Below are 17,256 nucleotides of genomic sequence, written 5' to 3' on the forward strand. Positions count from 1 at the left end.
CCAAATCTATCCCTCATCCTGAGATGCCCGGCGATCGAAGATCGCCGGGTCACGAAGGAGGGCTCCGGAGATCGCAGCGGTTTCCGGAGGGCTCCCTCGTGGCCTTCGCTTCGGGAACGCATCCCAGGATGAGGTCGAGGGTGAAAAGCCGGAGGCCGACAGGCGTCCGGTCCTCGATCTCGCCGCGCGTGGCCGAGCCGGTTGCGCGCCTCACGCCGGTCTCTCCCTGAGGCCCACCACCCTGTCCCGGAACCAGCGCGATGAACACGCTCCATCCCGGCGACGCGACGCTGACCGACTGGCGGGCTTCGGCCGCCCGCTTCGAGGCGGAGGTCGCCAAGGCGGTGGTCGGCCAGGCGCGGGTCATCCGCCTCGTCACCACGGCGATCTTCGCCCGCGGCCACGTCATGCTGGAGGGCGATGTCGGCGTCGGCAAGACCACCCTGCTGCGGGCGGTGGCCCGGGCCCTCGGCGGCGCCTACGAGCGCGTCGAGGGCACGGTCGACATGATGCCGACCGACCTGATCTACCACACCTACCTTGCCGAAGACGGCCGTCCGCGGGTCGAGCCGGGGCCGGTCCTGCGGCAGGCCGAAGACCTGGCGGTGTTCTTCTTCAACGAGATCAACCGGGCGCGCCCGCAGGTCCATGCGCTGCTCCTGCGCATCATGGCGGAGCGCAGCGTCTCGGCCTTCGCCCGGGAGTACCGGTTCCCCAATCTCCAGGTCTTCGCTGACCGCAATCGGGTCGAGCGCGAGGAGACCTTCGAGCTGCCCGCCGCCGCCCGCGACCGCTTCCTGATGGAGATCGGGATGGACGCGCCCCGCGGCGCTGAGGCAAGGCGCGCGCTGGTGTTCGATCCGCGCTTCCACGACACCGACCGGCTGATCGGCGAGGTGGCCGAGGGCGTGCTCGACCAGGCCCGCCTCGGCGCCATCGCCAGCGCGATCCAGGTGGCGATCCAGGCATCCCCGGAGATCGAGACCTACGTGGTCGGGCTCTGGGACGCGCTCGTGCGCCCGGCAGAGGCCGGGATCCGGCTGTCCGGGATCGACATGACGCGCCTGGTCCAGGGTGGCGCCTCGCCGCGCGGCCTCGCCTTCCTGGTCCGGGCGGCCCGGGTGCGCGCTTGGCTGGAAGGGCGGGACTGGCTGGTGCCGGAGGATATCCGGGCGGTCTTCCCCGAGGTGATGGCGCACCGCATCTTCCTGGAGCCGGTCCACGAGATGCGCCGTGCCGAGATCGTCCCGGAGCTGTGCCGGGCGGTGTTCGAGACGGTGCCGGCACCATGACCGGGGCGCCCTCGGCCGACATCGTCTACCTGCCGCGCTGGCGCCCGAGGGGGCGCCGCTTCGGGGCGCATCGCGGCCAGGAGGCCGGCGGGCTGGGCACCTTCCGGGACCAGGTTCCGTTCCTCACCCTGCCGGATGCCCGCCGGATCGACCTGCGGGCGAGCCTGCGCGACCCGTTCGAGGGCGTGCATGTCCGGCGCTTCGAGATGCGCAACGCCGTCGAGGTCTGGGCACTGGTGGACCTTTCGGCCTCGATGCGCTTCTGCGGCGCCGGCGACCGCCTCCGTCTCGCGGGGGACCTCTGCGCCGGGCTCGCCGCCTCGACAACCCGGATCGGCGACGGGTTCGGGGTGATCGGGTGCGACCGCGCAATCCGGGCGGACCTCTACCTGCCGGCGACCCGTCGGCGCGGACCGGCCCTCGACATGGCCGGCCGGATCGCCGCGGCACGCTGCGACGCGGCCGGCGCGGAGGGCCTGCTGGAGGCCGCCCGCCTTCTGTTCGGCCGGCCGCGGCTGGTCTTCCTCGTCTCCGATTTCCGCTGGCCGCAGGCCCTGATCGAGCGGGTCTTCGCGTCGCTCGCCCTCCACGACACGGTCCCGGTCCTGCTCGCCGACAGCGCCGAGGATGCGGGCCTGCCGGATTGGGGGCTCGCCGAACTCGACGACCTCGAAGGCGCCGGCCGCCGCCTCGTGTTCCTGCGCCCGGCCCTGAAGCGACGCTGGATCGCCCGTGAGCAGGCCCGGCGCGAGGCGCTGCGCAGAACCGCCGCGGCGTCCTCGGCGCGGGTGCCGTTCCACCTGGTCGACCGCTTCGACGCCCAGGCGCTGACCCGCCACCTGCTGGCGACCTGAGATGGCTGGCTTTCACGTCGGACGTCCCGGTTTCAAAAGGTCCGAGACCGTTTGCGGGTGCGGGGCAGAGCCCTGCGATCGGGCGAGACCCAAGGCATCAGGGCTCCGCCCCGATACCCCGCCGAAGGGCTTCTCCCTTCGGAAACCCGTGATCTTGGCCTGCTGCGCACTGCTCCTCCTGCTTCGGGCCGGCGCCGCTGGGGCGCAGGTGCGCTCCGTCGAGGTGCGGGTGCCCCGCGCCTTCGGGTATTTCCTGGGCGACCTCGTCCGGGCTCAGGCCGACATCGCGGTCGATCCCGGCTTCACGCTGCAGCGCGCCTCCCTGCCGGCGCCGGGAGCCCTGACCTATTGGCTGGACCTGCGCGACATCACTGTCGAGGAGAGCCCCGGCCGGGTCCGGCTGCATCTCACCTACCAGAATTTCTATGCGGCGCTGGATGCCCGCCAGATCGCGATCCCGGGTTTTTCCGTCTCCCTGGAGAGCGCGGCCGCGGGCGGCACGACCTCCGCCAAGGCCGAGATCCCCGCCTGGTCGCTCGGGGTCTCGCCCCTGCGGGAGGTCCAGCCGGAGAAGCACGACGACCCGGCCGAGTATCTGCGGCCGGACGGGCGCGTCCCCCGGCTGGATCCGCTTCCGGACCTGTGGGCCGCCCTCGCGGCCCTCGGGGCAGCCGTGCTGGCGCTCGCCGCGCTCGGGTACGATCGGGGCTGGTTCGCCCGGCCCGGACGTCCCTTCGCCCGGGCCGTCCGTGCCCTGCGGCGCCGCGCCAGAACTGCCGACATGGCCGGTGACCGGGACGGCGGGTATCGCGAGGCCCTGCGCCTGGTCCATCGCGGCCTCGACGAGACCGACGGGCGCCGTGTGCTGGCCGACGATCTCCCGGCCTTCCTCGACCGGCATCCGGCCTTCCGCCGGGAGGAGCCCGCGCTGGCCCGGTTCTTCGACGCCTCCCGCCGGGCCTTCTTCGGCCGCGAACTCGAGGCGGCCCGGGCGCGCCTGCCCTGGGCCGAGGTCGAGGCCGGCCTGCGCCGGCTGGCCGCCGCCGAGCGGGAGGCCTGACGCGATGCCGTTCGGATCGCTTCCGCTCGGGGCCGTGTCGCCCGCTTGGCTGTGGCTGCTGCCGCTCGCGCTCGTGCCGCTCCTCGCCTCGGGGCGGCGGCGGGTTCCGGTTCCCGCGCTCGCGGCGGCGCCCGCCGATGCGCCATCCCGCTGGATCGCCCGGCTGCTGCGGGGCGCCGGCATGCTCGCCATCGCGAGCCTGGTCGTGGCGCTCGCCGGTCCCTACGGCGCCGGCGCGCCGGTGACCCGCATCGGCATCGGCGCCCAGATCTCGATGCTGATCGACCGCTCCGGCAGCATGAACGAGACCTTCGCGGGGCGGCAGCCCTCGGGCGCGGAGGAATCGAAGGCCGCCGCGTCCCGGCGCCTGCTGGCGGATTTCGTCGGCGCCCGGGCGCACGACCTGTTCGCCGTCACGGCCTTCTCGACCGCGCCGATGCTGGTGATGCCGATGACCGACCGGCACGCCGCCGTCCGTGCCGCCATCGCGGCGATCGACCGGCCCGGCCTCGAGTACACCAACGTCGCCCGCGGCCTCGCCATGGCGCTGTCGCAATTCGCTCCGGACAGCAGCGGCTCCCGCGTCCTGCTGTTCATCTCCGACGGCGCCGCGGTGATCGATCCGCGGGTGCAGGACGCCCTGCGGGCCGCCTTCACCAAGCTGCACCCGAACCTGTACTGGCTGTTCCTGCGCACCAAGGGATCTCCGTCGATCAACGACCGCCCCGCCGGGGAGGATACCCCCCAGGCCGCCCCGGAGCGCCATCTCGACCTGTTCTTCAGGAGCCTCGGCGTGCCCTACCGTGCCTTCGAGGCCGAGGGCGCCCCGACTGTCGCCGCCGCCATCGCGCAGATCGCCGCCCTGGAACGGAACCCGATCCCCTACATCGAGCCCCGGCCCCGCCGCGACCTGACCGGGATCGCCTACGCGCTCGCGGGGCTCGGGCTCCTCGTGCTGGTTCTGGCGGCCCTCGCCGAGGCAGACCTCCTCGCCGCACGCTCCCAGGCCCAAACCCGTGCCTCGCCGGAGCAGCGGGCGGATCTGGATCTGAGGAGGGCGGCGTGATGCGCCCGACCGGGACGGCGCAGCGGCTCTGGGGCCGGATCCGGCCGCGGCTCCTCGTGAGCCTGCCGGTGCTGCTCGGCCTCGCGGCGCTGGGCTTCGGCGGGTCCGCCTGGCGGGCGGATGCCGCCAACCGGAGCATCGCCGCCCTCGATGCCGGCAGGGATCTCGACCCCGGGACCGGGGCGCCGGAGCCGGTCCTGGTGTCGCGGATCGGCTACCTCGCGGGGCACGGGCGCCTGGCGGAAACCGAGCCGCTGGTCGCAGTGCTCGACCGGATGGGCGCGTCCGACGCGGCGTCCCGCGCGCGATACCGGGTCGCCAACGCCCGGATGCGGGAGGCTTTCACGCTCCTGACCCGCGGCGCCATCGACAAGGCCGGCCCGCAGGTGACCCTGGCCCGCCAGGATTACCGGCGGGCGCTGCGCGACCGGTCGGACTTCTGGGACGCGAAGTTCAACCTCGACGTCGCCTCCCGGCTGATCCGCGATTTCCCGGAGTTCGACCGCGCCAGCGGCGACGAGCTGCGCGCCGAGCCGAAACAGATCTGGACCGACATCCCGGGGCAGCCGAGGGGCGGACCATGAGCCGGGAGATAGAAAGCCGGCGAACCATCCTGGGAAACCTGCCGCTCGCCCGCAACCTGCGTGGGCGCCGCTTCCAGGCGCTGGCCCTCGCGCTCGCGCTGGTGATCGCCGCCCTGGTGGTGCCGGCGCTCCCGGTGACCCGCGCGGGCGTCGCGGTCCTGGCCGTGATGGACATCACCGGCTCGATGAACGTGCGCGACTACACGCGCAATGGCCGCCCGGAGAGCCGTCTGGACACCGCCAAGGCGGCCCTGCGCCGGATGGTGGCGGACCTGCCCTGCGGCTCGCGGGTGGCGCTGGCGCTGTTCACCGAGCGGCGGCCGTTCCTGCTGTTCACCCCCGTGGAGGTCTGCGCCGACTTCGCGCCGCTGGACGGCGCGCTGGCGGCCATCGACTGGCGGATGGCCTGGGAGGGGGACAGCCGCGTCGCGGCCGGCCTGTACCGGGCGGTCGAGATGGCCGCCGGCCTCGGCACGGATCTCCTGTTCGTCACCGACGGCCAGGAGACGCCGCCGCTCCCCGGCGGCCGCATCCCGCCCTTCGAGGGCAAGCCCGGTTTGGTGCGGGGCCTGATCGTCGGCGCGGGTGCCTACGGCCTGTCGCCGATCCCACGCTTCGACGAGCGCGGCCGCGAGCGCGGCTTCTACGCCGAGACCGACGTGCAGCAGGAGAACCGGTTCGGCCCCCCGCCGGCCGATGCCGAGTCCCGTGCCGGCTACAATCCGCGCAACGCCCCGTTCGGGGCCGCCGCCGCCGTGGGCAGCGAGCACCTGTCCTCCGTGCGCGAGGACCACCTGAAGCAACTCGCCGCGAGCACGGGCCTGGCCTACGCGCATCTCGACGCGGCGGGCGGGCTCGACCGCCCCCTGATCGCCGCCGGGACGCCGCGCCCGCTGCCGGGCCGCATCGATCCGCGCCCCGTCCTGGGCGGCCTCGCGCTCGCCCTCGTGCTCGGCACCCTGCTCGCGGCGCCGCTGCGCAGCCTCCTGCGCCGCGCCGCCGCGTCCCTCTCCACCACCAACCTCATGCGTTTCCGGAAAGCCTGACCATGCGTCGCGTCCTCGCCACCCTCGCCATCCTGTTCGCCGCCGGCACGGCCTCGGCCCACGGCCCAACCCCCCAAAAGGTCGATCAGACCATCACGATCCGGGCGACGCCGGACGCGGTCTGGAAGGTGGTCGGGCCGTTCGGCGGCATCGGCGCCTGGCATCCGGACGTGGCCAAGGTCGAGGCCACCGGGGGCGACGGTTCGGGCGGCATCCGCACGGTCACGCTGAAGCGCGGCGGCACCCTGGTCGAGGGCCTCGACGAGTGGAAGGGGGCCGAGCGCACCTATTCCTACCGCATGTCCGACCCCGATCTCGACGCGCTGCCGGTCTCGTCCTACTCGGCGACCGTGACGGTGACGCCGGAAGGCGATGGCGCCAAGGTCGAGTGGATGGGCCGGTTCTACCGGGGCGATACCGGCAACGAGCCGCCCGAGAATTTGAGTGATGCCGCCGGCAGGGAGGCGATGAACCGCTACTTCGCCGAGGGGCTCAAGGGCCTGAAGGCGAAGCTGGAGAGCGGGCCGCAGCGATGAGGCCGGTGCGGCGCCTGATCCTGCTCGCGGGCCTGTCGCTCGCCGCCGGGCCGGCGGCGGCGGACTCGGTCTGGGTCGCGAGCCAGCAGGGCGCCCGCGTCACCCGGGTCGCCGGTCCGGACGGTGCGCGGGTCGCCCCGGTGGCATCCGCGGTGGCGCCGTCGCCCGCCGCGGTCGCGGCCGGTCCCGGAGGGCAGCTCTATCTCAGCCATCCTGACGGCAAGGCTGTCACGGTGATCGCCCCGGATGGGGCGATGCGGCAATGGCCGGTCTCCGGCCAGGCCTTCGGACTCGCGGCGGACCCGGACGGGCGCAGCCTCTATGTCGGCGACTGGTCCGGCAACCGGGTGCTGCGCCTCTCGGCGCAGACCGGCGCGGTCGAGGCGGAGGTGGCGGTCGGGCACGATCCGGCCGGGCTCACCGTCGGTGGCGCAGGTCGGCTCTACGTGGCCGAGCGCGAGGGCCGGAGCGTCGGCGTGGTCGAGACCGCCGGGATGACCCGGATCGCCGGCATCCCGGTCGGCGACGGGCCCTTCGCCCTGGCCTACGACCCGGTCCGCGACCGGCTCTACGTCGCCAACGTGCGCAGCAACGACCTCAGCGTCATCGACGCCGCAACGCTCAAGCCCGTCGCCACGATACCGGTCGGGGCGAGCCCCTACGGCGTCGCCGTCAGCCCGGACGGGCGCCGGGTGGTCGTCACCAACCAGCATGCCGGCACCGTCTCGATCGTCGATGCCGACGTGCTGGCGGCGGTCGCCACGATTCCGGTGGGCCGCTATCCCGAAGGTGTGGCGATCCTCGGTGGACGCGCCTACGTGGCGAACTGGTTCTCCGACGACGTCTCCGTGGTGGACCTCGCGGCGCTGAAGGAGACCGACCGGATCCCGGTGGCCGAGGGGCCGCGCACCGTGGTGGCGCAGCGTCAGGGGCCTGTCGCCGCAGAGGCCGGCCGGTGAGGCGGGGGCTCGCCAGCCTGGTGGCCGCAAGCCTGGTGGTCGCCGGCCTCGTGCTCGCCGCCTGCGACCGGGCCCAGGAATCGGGATCGGAGGAGGGGCAGGCCGTGGTGGCACGGACCGCGGAGAGCGAGTTGCCGCCCTGGCTGTCCCCCACGGATGGGACGGACCCGGCGCGCTGGCTCGCCGGCCGGGAGGCCGGGCACCCGGTGCCGGCCGGGTCGGAGCCCGTCCGGGTGCTTCAGGATGCGCTGGCGGAAGCCCGGACCGCCTTCATCGAGGATCCGCGCATGATCGCCAACCGCACGGCCCAGCTTGGGCAGATGCTGGCCGAAATCGGCAAGACCGAGCGATACGCTCTGCTGCTGACCGGCTTCAGCGCAGTCGCGGCCCGGCGCGGCCGCCACAAGAGTCTCTACGGAGAGATGTGCCAGCACTACTTCAACACCCGGGCCCGGGGCGTCGACCACGCCGCCGCCCTGGCGCTGCTCGCCGACCGGTTCGCGCCGGGCCTCAATTCCGGGGCGGCGCCATGAGCGCCGCGCCGGGATTCGCTCAACACGCGGCGCGGCCCACCGCCCGGCCGCGCGATCTCCTGATCGTCGACGATCACCCGATCGTCCTCCAGGGCTTCCGGCTCCTGGCCGAGGAAGCCGGGATCGCGCGCGTTCACGAGGCCCGGGACATCGTGGCCGCCTACCGCACGTTCCACCGCCACCGGCCGGCCGTGGTGGTGACCGACCTGAGCTTTCGGGACGACGGGCTGTCCGGCCTGTCGCTGATCCGCCGGATCCGCGCGCTGGAGCCGGGTGCGCGCATCCTCGCGCTCAGCATGCACCGGGACCCGGTCATCGTGGCGCGGGTCCTGGAATGTGGGGCGCTGGGATTCGTCCTGAAGGATACGCCGGCCGCCTCCTTCCTCGATGCGCTGGAGGCGGTCGCCAACGGCCGCTCCTACCTGCCCCACGACATCGCCATCGAGATCGCGATGCTGAATGCCGGTGCGCGCGAGCTGCCGCTGGCGAACCTGACCAGCCGGGAGATGCAGATCCTGGTGCTGATCGGGAAGGGCAAGTCGTACGACGAGATCGCCGAGATCCTGACGCTCAACTACCGCAGCGTCGTGAACGCGACCGCGGCGCTGCGATGCAAGCTCGGCGTCGGCAGCATGGCCGAGCTCATGCGGATCGCCGCGTCGCAGGCTCGGACCCTGCCCTGAGGGCACCGGGCCGCGGCGCGCGCCCTTCGCTTCGCAGCATCGTTTCCCCGAAAGCCGGCGGCTGCCTCACCGGGTTCATTCTCCAGAGGTCGCGGCGTGCGCGGGATCGTGGCTGAAGTCCTGCCTGCTCGCGATATCCTACGTTGTTGATTGCGAGGCGCAGATACTTATCAAGGCGATCCGACGGATGTTCGGGAATGGGTTGGGATTGTTCTGCGATCAAAAGGATAAAAACGCGAACGATCGACCGGGTTCGTGGTGATGCCGGACATCTTACTCTTGTTGGCAGGGCCCACGGGCCGTGAATCATCTCAGGTCGGGCGCGGACTTGCGGACCGCGGCCTGAGTTGTTCCAGCCGGCCCGTTCGATGACGCACGGACAATATGACATCCAAAACCAGTGAGGTGAGATCTGTCATGCGCGTCAACGCGACGGTTGTTCCGAAGCATGCGTTCAGGACGGCGCTGGCCGCCGGGTTCGTGGGCGGAAACCTGTCGAGCTTCGTCAAATGGGGCTCGGAGATCCTGTTCCCGCCCCGAGAGGCCGGCCGTATCGCGCCGCCCTTCGCCATCCTCAAATGGCTCGGCCTCGGCGTCGAGGACATGACCTACACATTCACCGGGCACGTCATCAATTACGGCGTCGCGCTGATGCACCAGGGGTTCTCGATCGTCTTCGGCCTGTTCTACTGCCTCGCCGCCGTCAGCTGTCCGCTCGTGACCCTGGGGCAGGGCCTGGCCTTCGGCGCGATCGTCACCCTCCTGTTTCACGGCATCCTGTTGCCGCTGGGTGGGTGGGGGCCGCCGCTGTGGCAGATCTCCGGCCATGAGGCGTTCTCCGAGGTATTCGGCCACCTGCTCTGGGCTTGGACGATCGAGATCGTCCGGCGCGACAGGATGGGTTCGCGCCCCCGTGCCGCCCGGTCCTGATCCGGACAGGTCGCACAGCGCGAGCGGGGCGCGCCGGCGGATCGTCGCCGACGGCGCGCATCACGGGGAGGCGGGGTCCAGCATCACCCGCAGGCGGGCGACGAAGTAGCGGCGCGCCTCGGGGCTCGCCCGCAACAGGTAGCATCGGACGAGATCCAGGAGGGCTGCGGCGGCCGGATCTTCGTGCGCCCCCGGCGTCCCGGCGTCCGGCGCCGATGCGAAGAAGCTGGAGACCGGCACGCCCAGCACCCGCGCGATCTCGCCGAGGGAGCTTCCGTGCGGTTCGATGCGGTTCGGCGTACCGGACGGCTTGGAATCGTCACACATGAACGGTCCGGCCCGGTTCGGGCTCTGTCGAGCGAATGGAGCAATGGCTCCAGCTGTTCAACCAGCCTGCGACGCAAATGCATCCCGAGCCGATCATGAAATTTTCGACAGGTTCTCGGATGAAATGGTAATATCCCGCACCAGATTCTCCGGGTGCGGCGAAGCGGGATCAAGACGATGGGACAGCGTTCGAAGACGCCGGTCAACGCGATCGACGGCTTCAGTGAACCGCTCGACCGGCTCCGCGCCGCCCTCAAGGCGTCGTGCGTGGTTGGTGTCTGGGACTGGGACATCGTCCGCAGCACGGTGGTGTATGATGCCGGCGCCGCGCGGTTGCTGGCCGGCGATCCCGCCTTGGCGGATAAGGACCTCGACGGCCTCACCAGCATGGCCGCCGTGCATCCCGCCGATCACGCCTGGCTGCTCGATCACGTCCAGCAGGCGTCGAGGACCGGCGGCCTTGTGGTCGCCGAGTACCGGGTCGTCGCGCAGGACGGCACGGTGCGCTGGCTGCTCAGCCGGGGCCGCACGTTCAAGGACCCGAACGGGCGGGCGGTCCGCTCCCGGGGCATCATCATCGACATCACCGAGATGCATCAGGGCAGCGAGCGCTACGTCTTCAGCAACCTGTCGGCCCCGGTCGATTCGCTGGAGCGGGCGGCCGACCTGGCCATCGAGCTCAAGCGCACCCTCGTATCCGAGACCCCGCCCGAGATCAGGGCCGCCGCGGACGTGCTGCTGATGAGCCTCGGCCGCGCGATCGCGCGAAGCAGCGGGAACCGCTGAGCTGCGCCCATCCCGCCTGCCGCGCACGCGCGCTCGCGGGAACATGCGCCGGCCCTTCCGTCTTGGCCCTCCAGACCCACCTGGGAGGACCGCATGGGACAGGATGTCGAGGCCGCGCGCGAAGCGCTCGGAACGGTACCGCCGGCACGGAAGGCGGACACGGGCAAGGCACCCGACACGGCCGCCGGCGGAAACGGCCCGCACGCGCCGGGGCATCCCGAAGCCCCTGAAGGGGTGGCGCCGGAGAGCGGCGGCTACGACACGCGGCCGCCCGTGCCCCAGCCGGACAACCGCAAGGGCGGCTACGGCACCGGTTGACCGGCACCCCACCCGGTGGCGGCCCCGCTGGTCGCCGCCGGGCCGATGTTCCCTAAGCTGTGCCTTTGTTCAATGGATATTAAGCGACGATTTTTGGGAACAAAACGTGCTGAAGGTTTAAAAAGTAAAGCTTGGTCGGTAGATCCTCGAATAATGGAACGCATCACCTGCCGGGGGGATTGAAGGGGTCCGGAATGATCGACGGAGCCTATCATGCGTACCCCCCTCGCCGCCCTTCTCGTCGCCACGTTGTTCGGATCGAGCGCCCTCGCGCAGACCACCGTGACCGGCACCCCGGCCGCCCCTGACGCGAAGAGCAGCCAGCAATCCGGCGGCCAGGAGAGCGTCACCCGGCCGAACACCGACAAGATGACCCCCAATGGCGGGACTGCCGCCGCCCATGGCGCCGTCCAGCTCGAGAAGGGCGCCAACAGCTTCACCGAGGGTGAGGCTCGCTCGCGGCTCGAGAAGTCCGGCTTCAAGGACGCCAAGAACCTCATGAAGGACGGTGACGGCATCTGGCGCGGCACCGCCATGCATGACGGCAAGCAGGTCAACGTGGGCCTCGATTTCAAGGGCAACGTGTCGGCGCAGTGACGTCCTGACCCTCGCGACCCTCACGAAGGAGATTTTCCATGGCTCAGCAAACCATTACGGCCCTCTACGATCGCTACGAGGATGCCACCGCGGCTGTCGGCAAGCTTGAGGCGGGCGGTATCCCGCACAGCGACATCAGCATCGTCAGCAACAACGAAGGGGACCGCCACGCCGGCCGTACCGCGACCGACGGGACACACGTCAGCGACGACACCAAGGAGAAGGCCAAGGACGGAACGGGAACCGGAGCGACGCTCGGGACCGTGGTCGGCGGCGCAGCCGGCCTCCTGGCCGGTCTTGGGCTGATCGCGATCCCGGGTGTCGGTCCGGTCGTGGCCGCGGGTTGGCTCGTCGCCACCCTGACGGGGGCGGGCGTCGGTGCCGCCGCGGGCGGTCTGGCCGGCGGCCTGACCGGTGCGGGCGTCAGCGAGGCGGATGCCCATGCTTACGGCGAGGGTGTGCGCCGGGGCGGGACGCTCGTTACCGTCCGGGTCGACGAGGCGCGCTCCACCTCGGTGCCGATGGTCATGGATGTCCTGGAGCAGCACGGCTCGGTCGATCTCGACCAGAAGGCCAGCGCTTGGCGTGCCGAGGGCTGGGAGGCTCCGGCCGCCGGCTCGGCGGCAACCGGCGCGACCGACGGTCGGAACCGGGTCCGGTCCTACCCGGGCACGACGAGCCTCTGAGGGGTCCGCAAGCCCGACCCTTTGATCGATGACAGATGCTGGCGGCCGGGACGCATGTCCCGGCCGCTTTGCGTTCGGACCCAGGCCACCGGGCGGTGTCGCCGACAGGGCTGTTTGCCGGGGAGGCTTTCCCCGTCTCCCGCGGATGGACCGATACTGGAACGCGCCGTTTTTCTCGCAGCGCATGCCCCCGCAAACCGGCGCCCCCGCGAGCGCCAGGGCTGGACACCGGTCGCCGCACGGATTGGCGCGCATCCGGGAACGTCGGGATGGGACCGTGACAGGTCCGTGCGACATTGGAGCCCTCGCAGGACGGGGGAGGGCACGCCATGTCTGGAGGGGACATCCGGGTCCGCCGACGCCGAATCCAAGCCCGTTCGGGGCTTCGGCCGGCTGGTCTGAGGGCCGCCACAGCGCCTGTCATTGCCTAAATGTCCCGTGCCGGGGTGGCCAAAAAGCGGGCTGTGCCAGCAGAATAGCGTTGAAAGCCCGATTTCTTGTGTTGAATCCCAAGACCGCCCGAAACAACAAGATGGTGACGCAGGTTCAGAGGGGCTGAATATGAACGAGACATCCTATGGGAAATCGTCCAACTTCACCGAGTTGGCCGTTGATCTTGTCGCGGCCTATGTCGCGAACAACCCCGTCCCGACCAGCGAACTGCCGGCCTTGATCGCCCGGGTGTATGGGGCGATCGCCGCCCTGGCATCCGGCACCGTGCCAACCGAGGGCAGCACCGCTGCGCCGGCTGCCGTCGACAGGCCGAGCGCGGCCCAGATCCGCAAGTCGGTCCAGCATGACGGGATCGTCAGCTTCATCGACGGCAAGACCTACAAGACGCTCAAGCGGCACCTGTCCGCCAACGGCCTGAGCCCGCAGAGCTACCGCGAGCGCTACGGCCTCCCCACCGACTACCCGATGGTCGCCCCGAGCTATGCCGAGCAACGCTCCGCCCTCGCCAAGGCGATCGGTCTGGGCCAGCCGGGCTCGATGGCCAAGCGCAACGGCCAGGCCGCCTGATCGCGACCGGGCGTGCCTCGGACCGCGCGCGTCCCGGCGGTCAGGACGTCCGTTTGCGTGTGAAGACAAGGACGTTCAGGCATTCCGGCGGGTCTGCGGCGATGCCGAAGGTCAGTTCCCCGCCCCCGGACTCGATCGACACAGAGGTTCGCTCGCCGTACGAGCCGCGCGGCATGGCCGTGATCCGGGTGTCCGGGAAGGCTGTCCGGATCGCGTCGATGGTGAGGCAGGCGGCGGGTTCGAGGTCGAGAACCAGGAGCGGTCCGGCCGCCGGGTCCGCCTCGGCCGTCGGCTCCCGGTAATCGACGTCGCGAACCGGGATCCCAGCGAGCCGGAAGCCCGGTCCCGACCAGAACCTGAAGGGGCCCTCGCTCTCGAGCTTGAGCGTGATGCCGAGCGCGGCCTCGACGGCCGCGCGATGACGGATGGCGTGCACGGTCAGGCGCGCCGCGACCGTGCGGAGCGCCGTCAGGTCTCCCGTCTCGCCCCGCATGGGCGCGCCCCCGGCCCCACCAGGACGGCCGCCGGCGCCCCCACGAGACAGCGCCACCGCCGTGATCCGATGGCTTGCATCCGCTCGCCCATCCTGGTCCGCCATCATCCGGTTGAGACGAATTCACACAGGGAATTCGCACGGCCACGGGTGCATCACGACCCCGACGCAACTAGAACATATCATGAACTTCAGGCGATCGCGGGGGCGTCCGGCTGCGCCGGCGCCGCGGCTTCGAACTCTTCAGGAGGGCTGTCGATTGATCGAGGACAGGCCGATGCCGACGCGGCTGTATCGCTTCCATTGCACGGACGGGCATGAGCTGGTGATCGACCTGAAGGGCCGGCGCCTGCCGACGGCGGCTCAGATGCGCGTCCATGCCGAGCGGGTCGCGCTCGGGCTGATGGAGCGGATCGAGCGGTTCGACTGGTCGGCCTGGCAGGTCGAGGTCTACGACGCCAAAGGGCGGCGCGTCTGGATCCGGGCGTTCGTGGACGTGAACGTGGATGTCCAGGCCGCGTGAGGCGCGGGTGCCCAGTGCATCAGGCCGGATACCGGAGCCACCACGACGCGCTAGCTTTTTGATCCGCATCGTCTTTTCCCGACAGCCGGCGGCTGCTTCTCGGGACGATGCGCTAGGAATACAGGGAGACGGTCATATGGCATTCAAGCCGAAATCTGCCGCGGAGACCAAGGCGAAGGATCTGGCCCTCGCGCTCGCACGGATTGCCGAGGGCGATGGCACGCCCGCGCATATCGGAGTCGACCAGTTGCGGCGGGCGAGCCCGCGCCTGACCCCGCTGGCGATCGGCCAGATGGTCCGCAAGGAACGCGCGATCGTCGAGGAGACGCTCGCCGAGCGCGGCCTGGCCCTGGTCGACTATGCCGATCAGGGGCCGGGTCGCGGGATGGAATTCGTCATCGACGCGGCGGGATGATCCGGTCGGGCCGCCGATCAGGCGACCGCCGGACGACCCCGCAGCAGACGACCGGCCAGGCGGAACGGCAGGAGCGGCAGCTTGAACAGCGCCGTGACTGCCAGGACCGCGACAACGGTGAGGATCGCCAGGATAGAATTGAGCAAGCGGTGCGCGCTCCCATGAAGGGCTGCCCTCGCGGGCTGATGACGACAGCTGGCGCCCGGAACGCGGCGAGACTATGGACGCCCCGTCACCCGATGGCTGAATACATATCCGGCTCATCATCGCCCGGAACGCGGAAACAGGAGCCCGCGCAGGCGGTTTCCCCTCAGTCGGACACAGTGTGCCCGGTCCCGGCGACACACGGCCGCAACCGCGGATCACGACACAGCGAGACGGTGAGCGCGCGATGAGCAAGCACGGTACAGGCAAGGTCGGCCTCGTCCTTGCCGGGATGCTCTCGACGGCCGGGTCGGCCCTGCTGGCGGCCGGACCGGCCGCCGCCGAGGTGCAGGTCCGCTACGCCGCGCCTGAACGCTTCACCGACGCCGAGAACCGTTTCGCCTCCGGCCAGCCGCTCCGGGTAACCCTGGCGGAGTTGACCCGGATCCTGGTGGATCTCGGCAACACGCGGCTCCGGCCGGACGAACGCCTCGACATCACCGTCCTCGACGTCGATCTGGCCGGGTTCGACCGGTCCGGATTCGCCTCGCCGAGCGGCGTTCGCGTCGTCACCGACGCCACGCCGCCGCGCATCCGCCTCGCCTACGTGCTGCGCCGCGGCGGTCGCATCGTCGCGCAGGGGGAGGATACGGTCACGGACATCAACTTCCTGCTGACCTCCAATCCGCGCTTCTCCACCGGCGGGCTGTATTATGAGCGCCAGCTCCTGCGGAACTGGTTCGCGCGCCGCTTCCCCACGGGGCCCGAGCGCGGTTGACGGGCGGGCCCGAGCGGTCGCCGAACCCATCCATCCCGGCCCTCTATTCGGCGGCGGTCCCGCTGAAGGCCTGCCGGTTCGCGCCGCGCGCGCGCGACGACCGGGGGCCGTCGTAGCGGGCAGCCTTGCCGGCTGCGAACAACAGGAGGGCTGCGAGACCGAGCAGGACGAGATCGACCCCGACGAACAGCGGATCGACCGGATCGCCCGCGCCGTAGGCCCGCTGCATCCGCCAGCCATCGGCCACGGCGGCCGCCGCGTACAGGGCGGCGGCCGCACTCAGCACCGCGGGCCAGGCCAGACGCTGCGGCCGCAGCATTCCGACCAGCCCGATCAGCACCCAGACGCCGAAGAACCCGCGGATCTCCCAGAGCGCCCGGTCCGGCAGATCCACCGGCAGGATCCGGTTGGCGAGGAAATAGGCCGCGATCGCGGCCGGCAGCCCGGCGATCGTCGCGATGTTCAGACCCTGGACCAGGCGTAGGCCCGGATGCAGGGCGGTCCCGGCCATCTTGGGCAGGCGTGCCACCGACCACAGCATCAGCCCCGTGGCCACCATGGCGCTGCCGGCGAGCCCGCACAGGAAGAACAGGACGCGGAGGCCCGGGCCGGCGAAATGCGCCTCGTGCAGGCCGACCATGGTGGTGAAGGTCTTGGCCGCCGGCTTCAACCCGCCCGCCCGGACCTCCAGGACGGCGCCGGTGGTGCCGTCGAAGGCGACCTGCGGATGCTCGTGCGAGAGGCCGTGCGGCTCCTCGAACACGACCACCACGGTGGCGTTCGCGTCCTTCGGGTTGACGACCGAAATCCGCTCCAGGGGCTCGTGGACCGTCTCCAGCGCGCGCGCCACCATCGGCCCGACGGGCACGAGGGTACCGGGCCGGCCCGCGGCCGGGCGCGGCGCGGTGATCTGGCCGGCTTCGGCGAAGAAGCGCTGCGTGTCGCCGTGATAGACCGCGTTCATGCCCCACGGCATGTACATGAACGACAGGGTGACGAGCCCCGTATAGGTGATCATCAGGTGGAACGGCAGGGCGAGCACGCCCGTGACGTTGTGGGCGTCGAGCCAGCCGCGCTGGGCGGACTTGTCCCGCCGGAAGGTGAAGAAGTCGGCGAAGATCCGCCGATGGGTGACGATGCCCGAGATCAGCGCCATCAGCATGATCATCGCGCAGATGCCGACGACCCAGCGGCCCCAGAGGGGCGCCATGTTCAGCTCGAAGTGGAACCGGTAGAGGAAATCCCCGCCGCGGGTGTCGCGCAGGGCGGCCGGCGTCCCGGTCTCCGGATCGAGGAACACCCGCTTCGGCGGCTGCCCCGGCCCGGTGCGCCAGAGCACTTCGAGCAGGGGCAGGTCCGGGCGCGGTGGCGTGATGAACCACGCCCGCGCGCCGCCCGCCTCAGCCTGCAGGTAGGCGACGCCGCGCTGCACCGCTGCGGCCGTCGCGTCCGGGCCGATCACGGCATCGGCGCGGAGCTCGGGCCGCATCCAACGCGAGATCTCGGGCCGGTAATAGCTCGCGGTTCCGGTGACGAAGACCGCGAACAGCACCCAGCCGACGATCAGGCCGGACCAGGCGTGCAGCCACGCCATCGACTGCCGGAAGCTGTTGCGCATCGGTCGGC

The 17,256-nt window shown here is 71.2% G+C and carries 23 protein-coding genes; 19 read left to right on the top strand and 4 right to left on the bottom strand.

Annotation, left to right across the window (positions count from 1 at the left end; all coding sequences use genetic code 11):
- Window positions 1-260: 260 nt before the first annotated feature.
- From ACYQPG_RS04560 to ACYQPG_RS04610, 11 genes are all read left to right on the top strand, one after another.
- Entirely contained in the window at window positions 261-1,292 is a 1,032-nt protein-coding gene (locus ACYQPG_RS04560) for an AAA family ATPase (RefSeq protein WP_147939955.1), read from the top strand.
- Complete coding sequence (locus ACYQPG_RS04565; RefSeq protein WP_147939956.1) at window positions 1,289-2,146, top strand: DUF58 domain-containing protein; 858 nt, start codon at window positions 1,289-1,291, stop codon at window positions 2,144-2,146. Before ACYQPG_RS04560 ends, ACYQPG_RS04565 begins: the two co-directional genes overlap by 4 nt.
- A gap of 148 nt (window positions 2,147-2,294) precedes the next feature.
- Complete coding sequence (locus ACYQPG_RS04570; RefSeq protein ID WP_147939957.1) at window positions 2,295-3,206, top strand: nonribosomal peptide synthetase MxaA; 912 nt, start codon at window positions 2,295-2,297, stop codon at window positions 3,204-3,206.
- 4 nt (window positions 3,207-3,210) lie between these two features.
- Window positions 3,211-4,272, top strand: coding sequence for a vWA domain-containing protein (locus ACYQPG_RS04575; protein ID WP_461230380.1), 1,062 nt, complete (start codon window positions 3,211-3,213; stop codon window positions 4,270-4,272).
- Window positions 4,272-4,856 (top strand): tetratricopeptide repeat protein, encoded by a 585-nt coding sequence (locus ACYQPG_RS04580; protein WP_461232419.1) that lies wholly within the window; start codon window positions 4,272-4,274, stop codon window positions 4,854-4,856. The genes ACYQPG_RS04575 and ACYQPG_RS04580 overlap by 1 nt, the downstream gene beginning before the upstream one ends.
- The gene (locus ACYQPG_RS04585; protein WP_461230381.1) at window positions 4,853-5,902 is read left to right on the top strand and encodes a vWA domain-containing protein; all 1,050 of its coding nucleotides are present in this window, start codon (window positions 4,853-4,855) and stop codon (window positions 5,900-5,902) included. Before ACYQPG_RS04580 ends, ACYQPG_RS04585 begins: the two co-directional genes overlap by 4 nt.
- Before the next feature lie 2 nt (window positions 5,903-5,904).
- A complete protein-coding gene (locus ACYQPG_RS04590) occupies window positions 5,905-6,438 on the top strand; it encodes an SRPBCC family protein (RefSeq protein WP_147939960.1) in 534 nt (177 codons plus the stop codon).
- Window positions 6,435-7,397, top strand: coding sequence for a YncE family protein (locus ACYQPG_RS04595; RefSeq protein ID WP_461230382.1), 963 nt, complete (start codon window positions 6,435-6,437; stop codon window positions 7,395-7,397). The genes ACYQPG_RS04590 and ACYQPG_RS04595 overlap by 4 nt, the downstream gene beginning before the upstream one ends.
- Complete coding sequence (locus ACYQPG_RS04600) at window positions 7,394-7,930, top strand: MxaH protein (protein WP_147908586.1); 537 nt, start codon at window positions 7,394-7,396, stop codon at window positions 7,928-7,930. The genes ACYQPG_RS04595 and ACYQPG_RS04600 overlap by 4 nt, the downstream gene beginning before the upstream one ends.
- Window positions 7,927-8,613 carry a response regulator transcription factor gene (locus ACYQPG_RS04605; RefSeq protein WP_147908585.1) on the top strand — a complete coding sequence of 229 codons (687 nt, stop codon included), beginning with the start codon at window positions 7,927-7,929 and terminating at the stop codon, window positions 8,611-8,613. Before ACYQPG_RS04600 ends, ACYQPG_RS04605 begins: the two co-directional genes overlap by 4 nt.
- Window positions 8,614-9,030: 417 nt before the next feature.
- Window positions 9,031-9,543: a DUF1440 domain-containing protein gene (locus tag ACYQPG_RS04610; protein ID WP_419828816.1), complete on the top strand. Its 513-nt coding sequence runs from the start codon at window positions 9,031-9,033 to the stop codon at window positions 9,541-9,543.
- Between the two features lie 60 nt (window positions 9,544-9,603).
- Here ACYQPG_RS04610 and ACYQPG_RS04615 read toward each other — a convergent pair whose 3' ends face one another.
- Entirely contained in the window at window positions 9,604-9,870 is a 267-nt protein-coding gene (locus ACYQPG_RS04615) for a hypothetical protein (RefSeq protein ID WP_147939964.1), read from the bottom strand.
- 177 nt (window positions 9,871-10,047) lie between these two features.
- On the opposite strand from ACYQPG_RS04615, the gene ACYQPG_RS04620 reads away from it, so the two are divergent.
- The 5 genes from ACYQPG_RS04620 to ACYQPG_RS04640 all read left to right on the top strand — a co-directional run bounded on the left by ACYQPG_RS04620 (window position 10,048) and on the right by ACYQPG_RS04640 (window position 13,277).
- A complete protein-coding gene (locus ACYQPG_RS04620; RefSeq protein ID WP_461230383.1) occupies window positions 10,048-10,656 on the top strand; it encodes a PAS domain-containing protein in 609 nt (202 codons plus the stop codon).
- A gap of 93 nt (window positions 10,657-10,749) precedes the next feature.
- Window positions 10,750-10,974 (top strand): hypothetical protein, encoded by a 225-nt coding sequence (locus tag ACYQPG_RS04625; RefSeq protein WP_147908582.1) that lies wholly within the window; start codon window positions 10,750-10,752, stop codon window positions 10,972-10,974.
- 213 nt (window positions 10,975-11,187) lie between these two features.
- Window positions 11,188-11,571, top strand: a complete 384-nt coding sequence (locus ACYQPG_RS04630) for a hypothetical protein (RefSeq protein WP_147908581.1) — start codon at window positions 11,188-11,190, stop codon at window positions 11,569-11,571.
- Between the two features lie 38 nt (window positions 11,572-11,609).
- Window positions 11,610-12,257, top strand: a complete 648-nt coding sequence (locus ACYQPG_RS04635; protein WP_147939968.1) for a hypothetical protein — start codon at window positions 11,610-11,612, stop codon at window positions 12,255-12,257.
- Window positions 12,258-12,818: 561 nt separating this feature from the next.
- A complete protein-coding gene (locus tag ACYQPG_RS04640) occupies window positions 12,819-13,277 on the top strand; it encodes a Ros/MucR family transcriptional regulator (RefSeq protein WP_419828818.1) in 459 nt (152 codons plus the stop codon).
- A gap of 40 nt (window positions 13,278-13,317) precedes the next feature.
- Here ACYQPG_RS04640 and ACYQPG_RS04645 read toward each other — a convergent pair whose 3' ends face one another.
- On the bottom strand, window positions 13,318-13,770 hold the full coding sequence (locus ACYQPG_RS04645; protein WP_419828819.1) for a hypothetical protein: 453 nt from the start codon (window positions 13,768-13,770) through the stop codon (window positions 13,318-13,320).
- Between the two features lie 277 nt (window positions 13,771-14,047).
- On the opposite strand from ACYQPG_RS04645, the gene ACYQPG_RS04650 reads away from it, so the two are divergent.
- Together ACYQPG_RS04650 and ACYQPG_RS04655 are read left to right on the top strand one after the other, a co-directional pair.
- Window positions 14,048-14,293 (top strand): DUF6894 family protein, encoded by a 246-nt coding sequence (locus ACYQPG_RS04650; RefSeq protein WP_147854111.1) that lies wholly within the window; start codon window positions 14,048-14,050, stop codon window positions 14,291-14,293.
- A 136-nt stretch (window positions 14,294-14,429) separates the two neighbouring features.
- Complete coding sequence (locus ACYQPG_RS04655; RefSeq protein WP_147908577.1) at window positions 14,430-14,708, top strand: adenylosuccinate synthase; 279 nt, start codon at window positions 14,430-14,432, stop codon at window positions 14,706-14,708.
- Window positions 14,709-14,725: 17 nt separating this feature from the next.
- On the opposite strand, the gene ACYQPG_RS04660 is transcribed toward ACYQPG_RS04655, so the two are convergent.
- Window positions 14,726-14,854, bottom strand: a complete 129-nt coding sequence (locus tag ACYQPG_RS04660) for a hypothetical protein (protein ID WP_281407077.1) — start codon at window positions 14,852-14,854, stop codon at window positions 14,726-14,728.
- Between the two features lie 245 nt (window positions 14,855-15,099).
- Here ACYQPG_RS04660 and ACYQPG_RS04665 point away from each other — a divergent pair, with 245 nt between their 5' ends.
- Complete coding sequence (locus ACYQPG_RS04665; RefSeq protein ID WP_147908576.1) at window positions 15,100-15,630, top strand: DUF3016 domain-containing protein; 531 nt, start codon at window positions 15,100-15,102, stop codon at window positions 15,628-15,630.
- A gap of 43 nt (window positions 15,631-15,673) precedes the next feature.
- On the opposite strand, the gene ACYQPG_RS04670 is transcribed toward ACYQPG_RS04665, so the two are convergent.
- Window positions 15,674-17,248 (bottom strand): PepSY-associated TM helix domain-containing protein, encoded by a 1,575-nt coding sequence (locus ACYQPG_RS04670; RefSeq protein WP_461230384.1) that lies wholly within the window; start codon window positions 17,246-17,248, stop codon window positions 15,674-15,676.
- Window positions 17,249-17,256: the final 8 nt, after the last annotated feature.

It is taken from the genome of Methylobacterium sp. CM6246, from assembly GCF_054818005.1.

What these genes read in the sequence shown, in the direction of transcription:
- ACYQPG_RS04630 (WP_147908581.1), top strand. Translation starts at nt 11,188, where the DNA reads ATGCGTACCCCCCTCGCCGCCCTTCTCGTCGCCACGTTGTTCGGATCG.
- ACYQPG_RS04655 (WP_147908577.1), top strand. Translation starts at nt 14,430, where the DNA reads ATGGCATTCAAGCCGAAATCTGCCGCGGAGACCAAGGCGAAGGATCTG.
- ACYQPG_RS04605 (WP_147908585.1), top strand. Translation starts at nt 7,927, where the DNA reads ATGAGCGCCGCGCCGGGATTCGCTCAACACGCGGCGCGGCCCACCGCC.
- ACYQPG_RS04595 (WP_461230382.1), top strand. Translation starts at nt 6,435, where the DNA reads ATGAGGCCGGTGCGGCGCCTGATCCTGCTCGCGGGCCTGTCGCTCGCC.
- ACYQPG_RS04580 (WP_461232419.1), top strand. Translation starts at nt 4,272, where the DNA reads ATGCGCCCGACCGGGACGGCGCAGCGGCTCTGGGGCCGGATCCGGCCG.
- ACYQPG_RS04590 (WP_147939960.1), top strand. Translation starts at nt 5,905, where the DNA reads ATGCGTCGCGTCCTCGCCACCCTCGCCATCCTGTTCGCCGCCGGCACG.
- ACYQPG_RS04575 (WP_461230380.1), top strand. Translation starts at nt 3,211, where the DNA reads ATGCCGTTCGGATCGCTTCCGCTCGGGGCCGTGTCGCCCGCTTGGCTG.
- ACYQPG_RS04565 (WP_147939956.1), top strand. Translation starts at nt 1,289, where the DNA reads ATGACCGGGGCGCCCTCGGCCGACATCGTCTACCTGCCGCGCTGGCGC.
- ACYQPG_RS04610 (WP_419828816.1), top strand. Translation starts at nt 9,031, where the DNA reads ATGCGCGTCAACGCGACGGTTGTTCCGAAGCATGCGTTCAGGACGGCG.
- ACYQPG_RS04640 (WP_419828818.1), top strand. Translation starts at nt 12,819, where the DNA reads ATGAACGAGACATCCTATGGGAAATCGTCCAACTTCACCGAGTTGGCC.
- ACYQPG_RS04645 (WP_419828819.1), bottom strand. Translation starts at nt 13,770, where the DNA reads ATGCGGGGCGAGACGGGAGACCTGACGGCGCTCCGCACGGTCGCGGCG.
- ACYQPG_RS04585 (WP_461230381.1), top strand. Translation starts at nt 4,853, where the DNA reads ATGAGCCGGGAGATAGAAAGCCGGCGAACCATCCTGGGAAACCTGCCG.
- ACYQPG_RS04650 (WP_147854111.1), top strand. Translation starts at nt 14,048, where the DNA reads ATGCCGACGCGGCTGTATCGCTTCCATTGCACGGACGGGCATGAGCTG.
- ACYQPG_RS04670 (WP_461230384.1), bottom strand. Translation starts at nt 17,248, where the DNA reads ATGCGCAACAGCTTCCGGCAGTCGATGGCGTGGCTGCACGCCTGGTCC.
- ACYQPG_RS04620 (WP_461230383.1), top strand. Translation starts at nt 10,048, where the DNA reads ATGGGACAGCGTTCGAAGACGCCGGTCAACGCGATCGACGGCTTCAGT.
- ACYQPG_RS04635 (WP_147939968.1), top strand. Translation starts at nt 11,610, where the DNA reads ATGGCTCAGCAAACCATTACGGCCCTCTACGATCGCTACGAGGATGCC.
- ACYQPG_RS04615 (WP_147939964.1), bottom strand. Translation starts at nt 9,870, where the DNA reads ATGTGTGACGATTCCAAGCCGTCCGGTACGCCGAACCGCATCGAACCG.
- ACYQPG_RS04560 (WP_147939955.1), top strand. Translation starts at nt 261, where the DNA reads ATGAACACGCTCCATCCCGGCGACGCGACGCTGACCGACTGGCGGGCT.
- ACYQPG_RS04625 (WP_147908582.1), top strand. Translation starts at nt 10,750, where the DNA reads ATGGGACAGGATGTCGAGGCCGCGCGCGAAGCGCTCGGAACGGTACCG.
- ACYQPG_RS04665 (WP_147908576.1), top strand. Translation starts at nt 15,100, where the DNA reads ATGAGCAAGCACGGTACAGGCAAGGTCGGCCTCGTCCTTGCCGGGATG.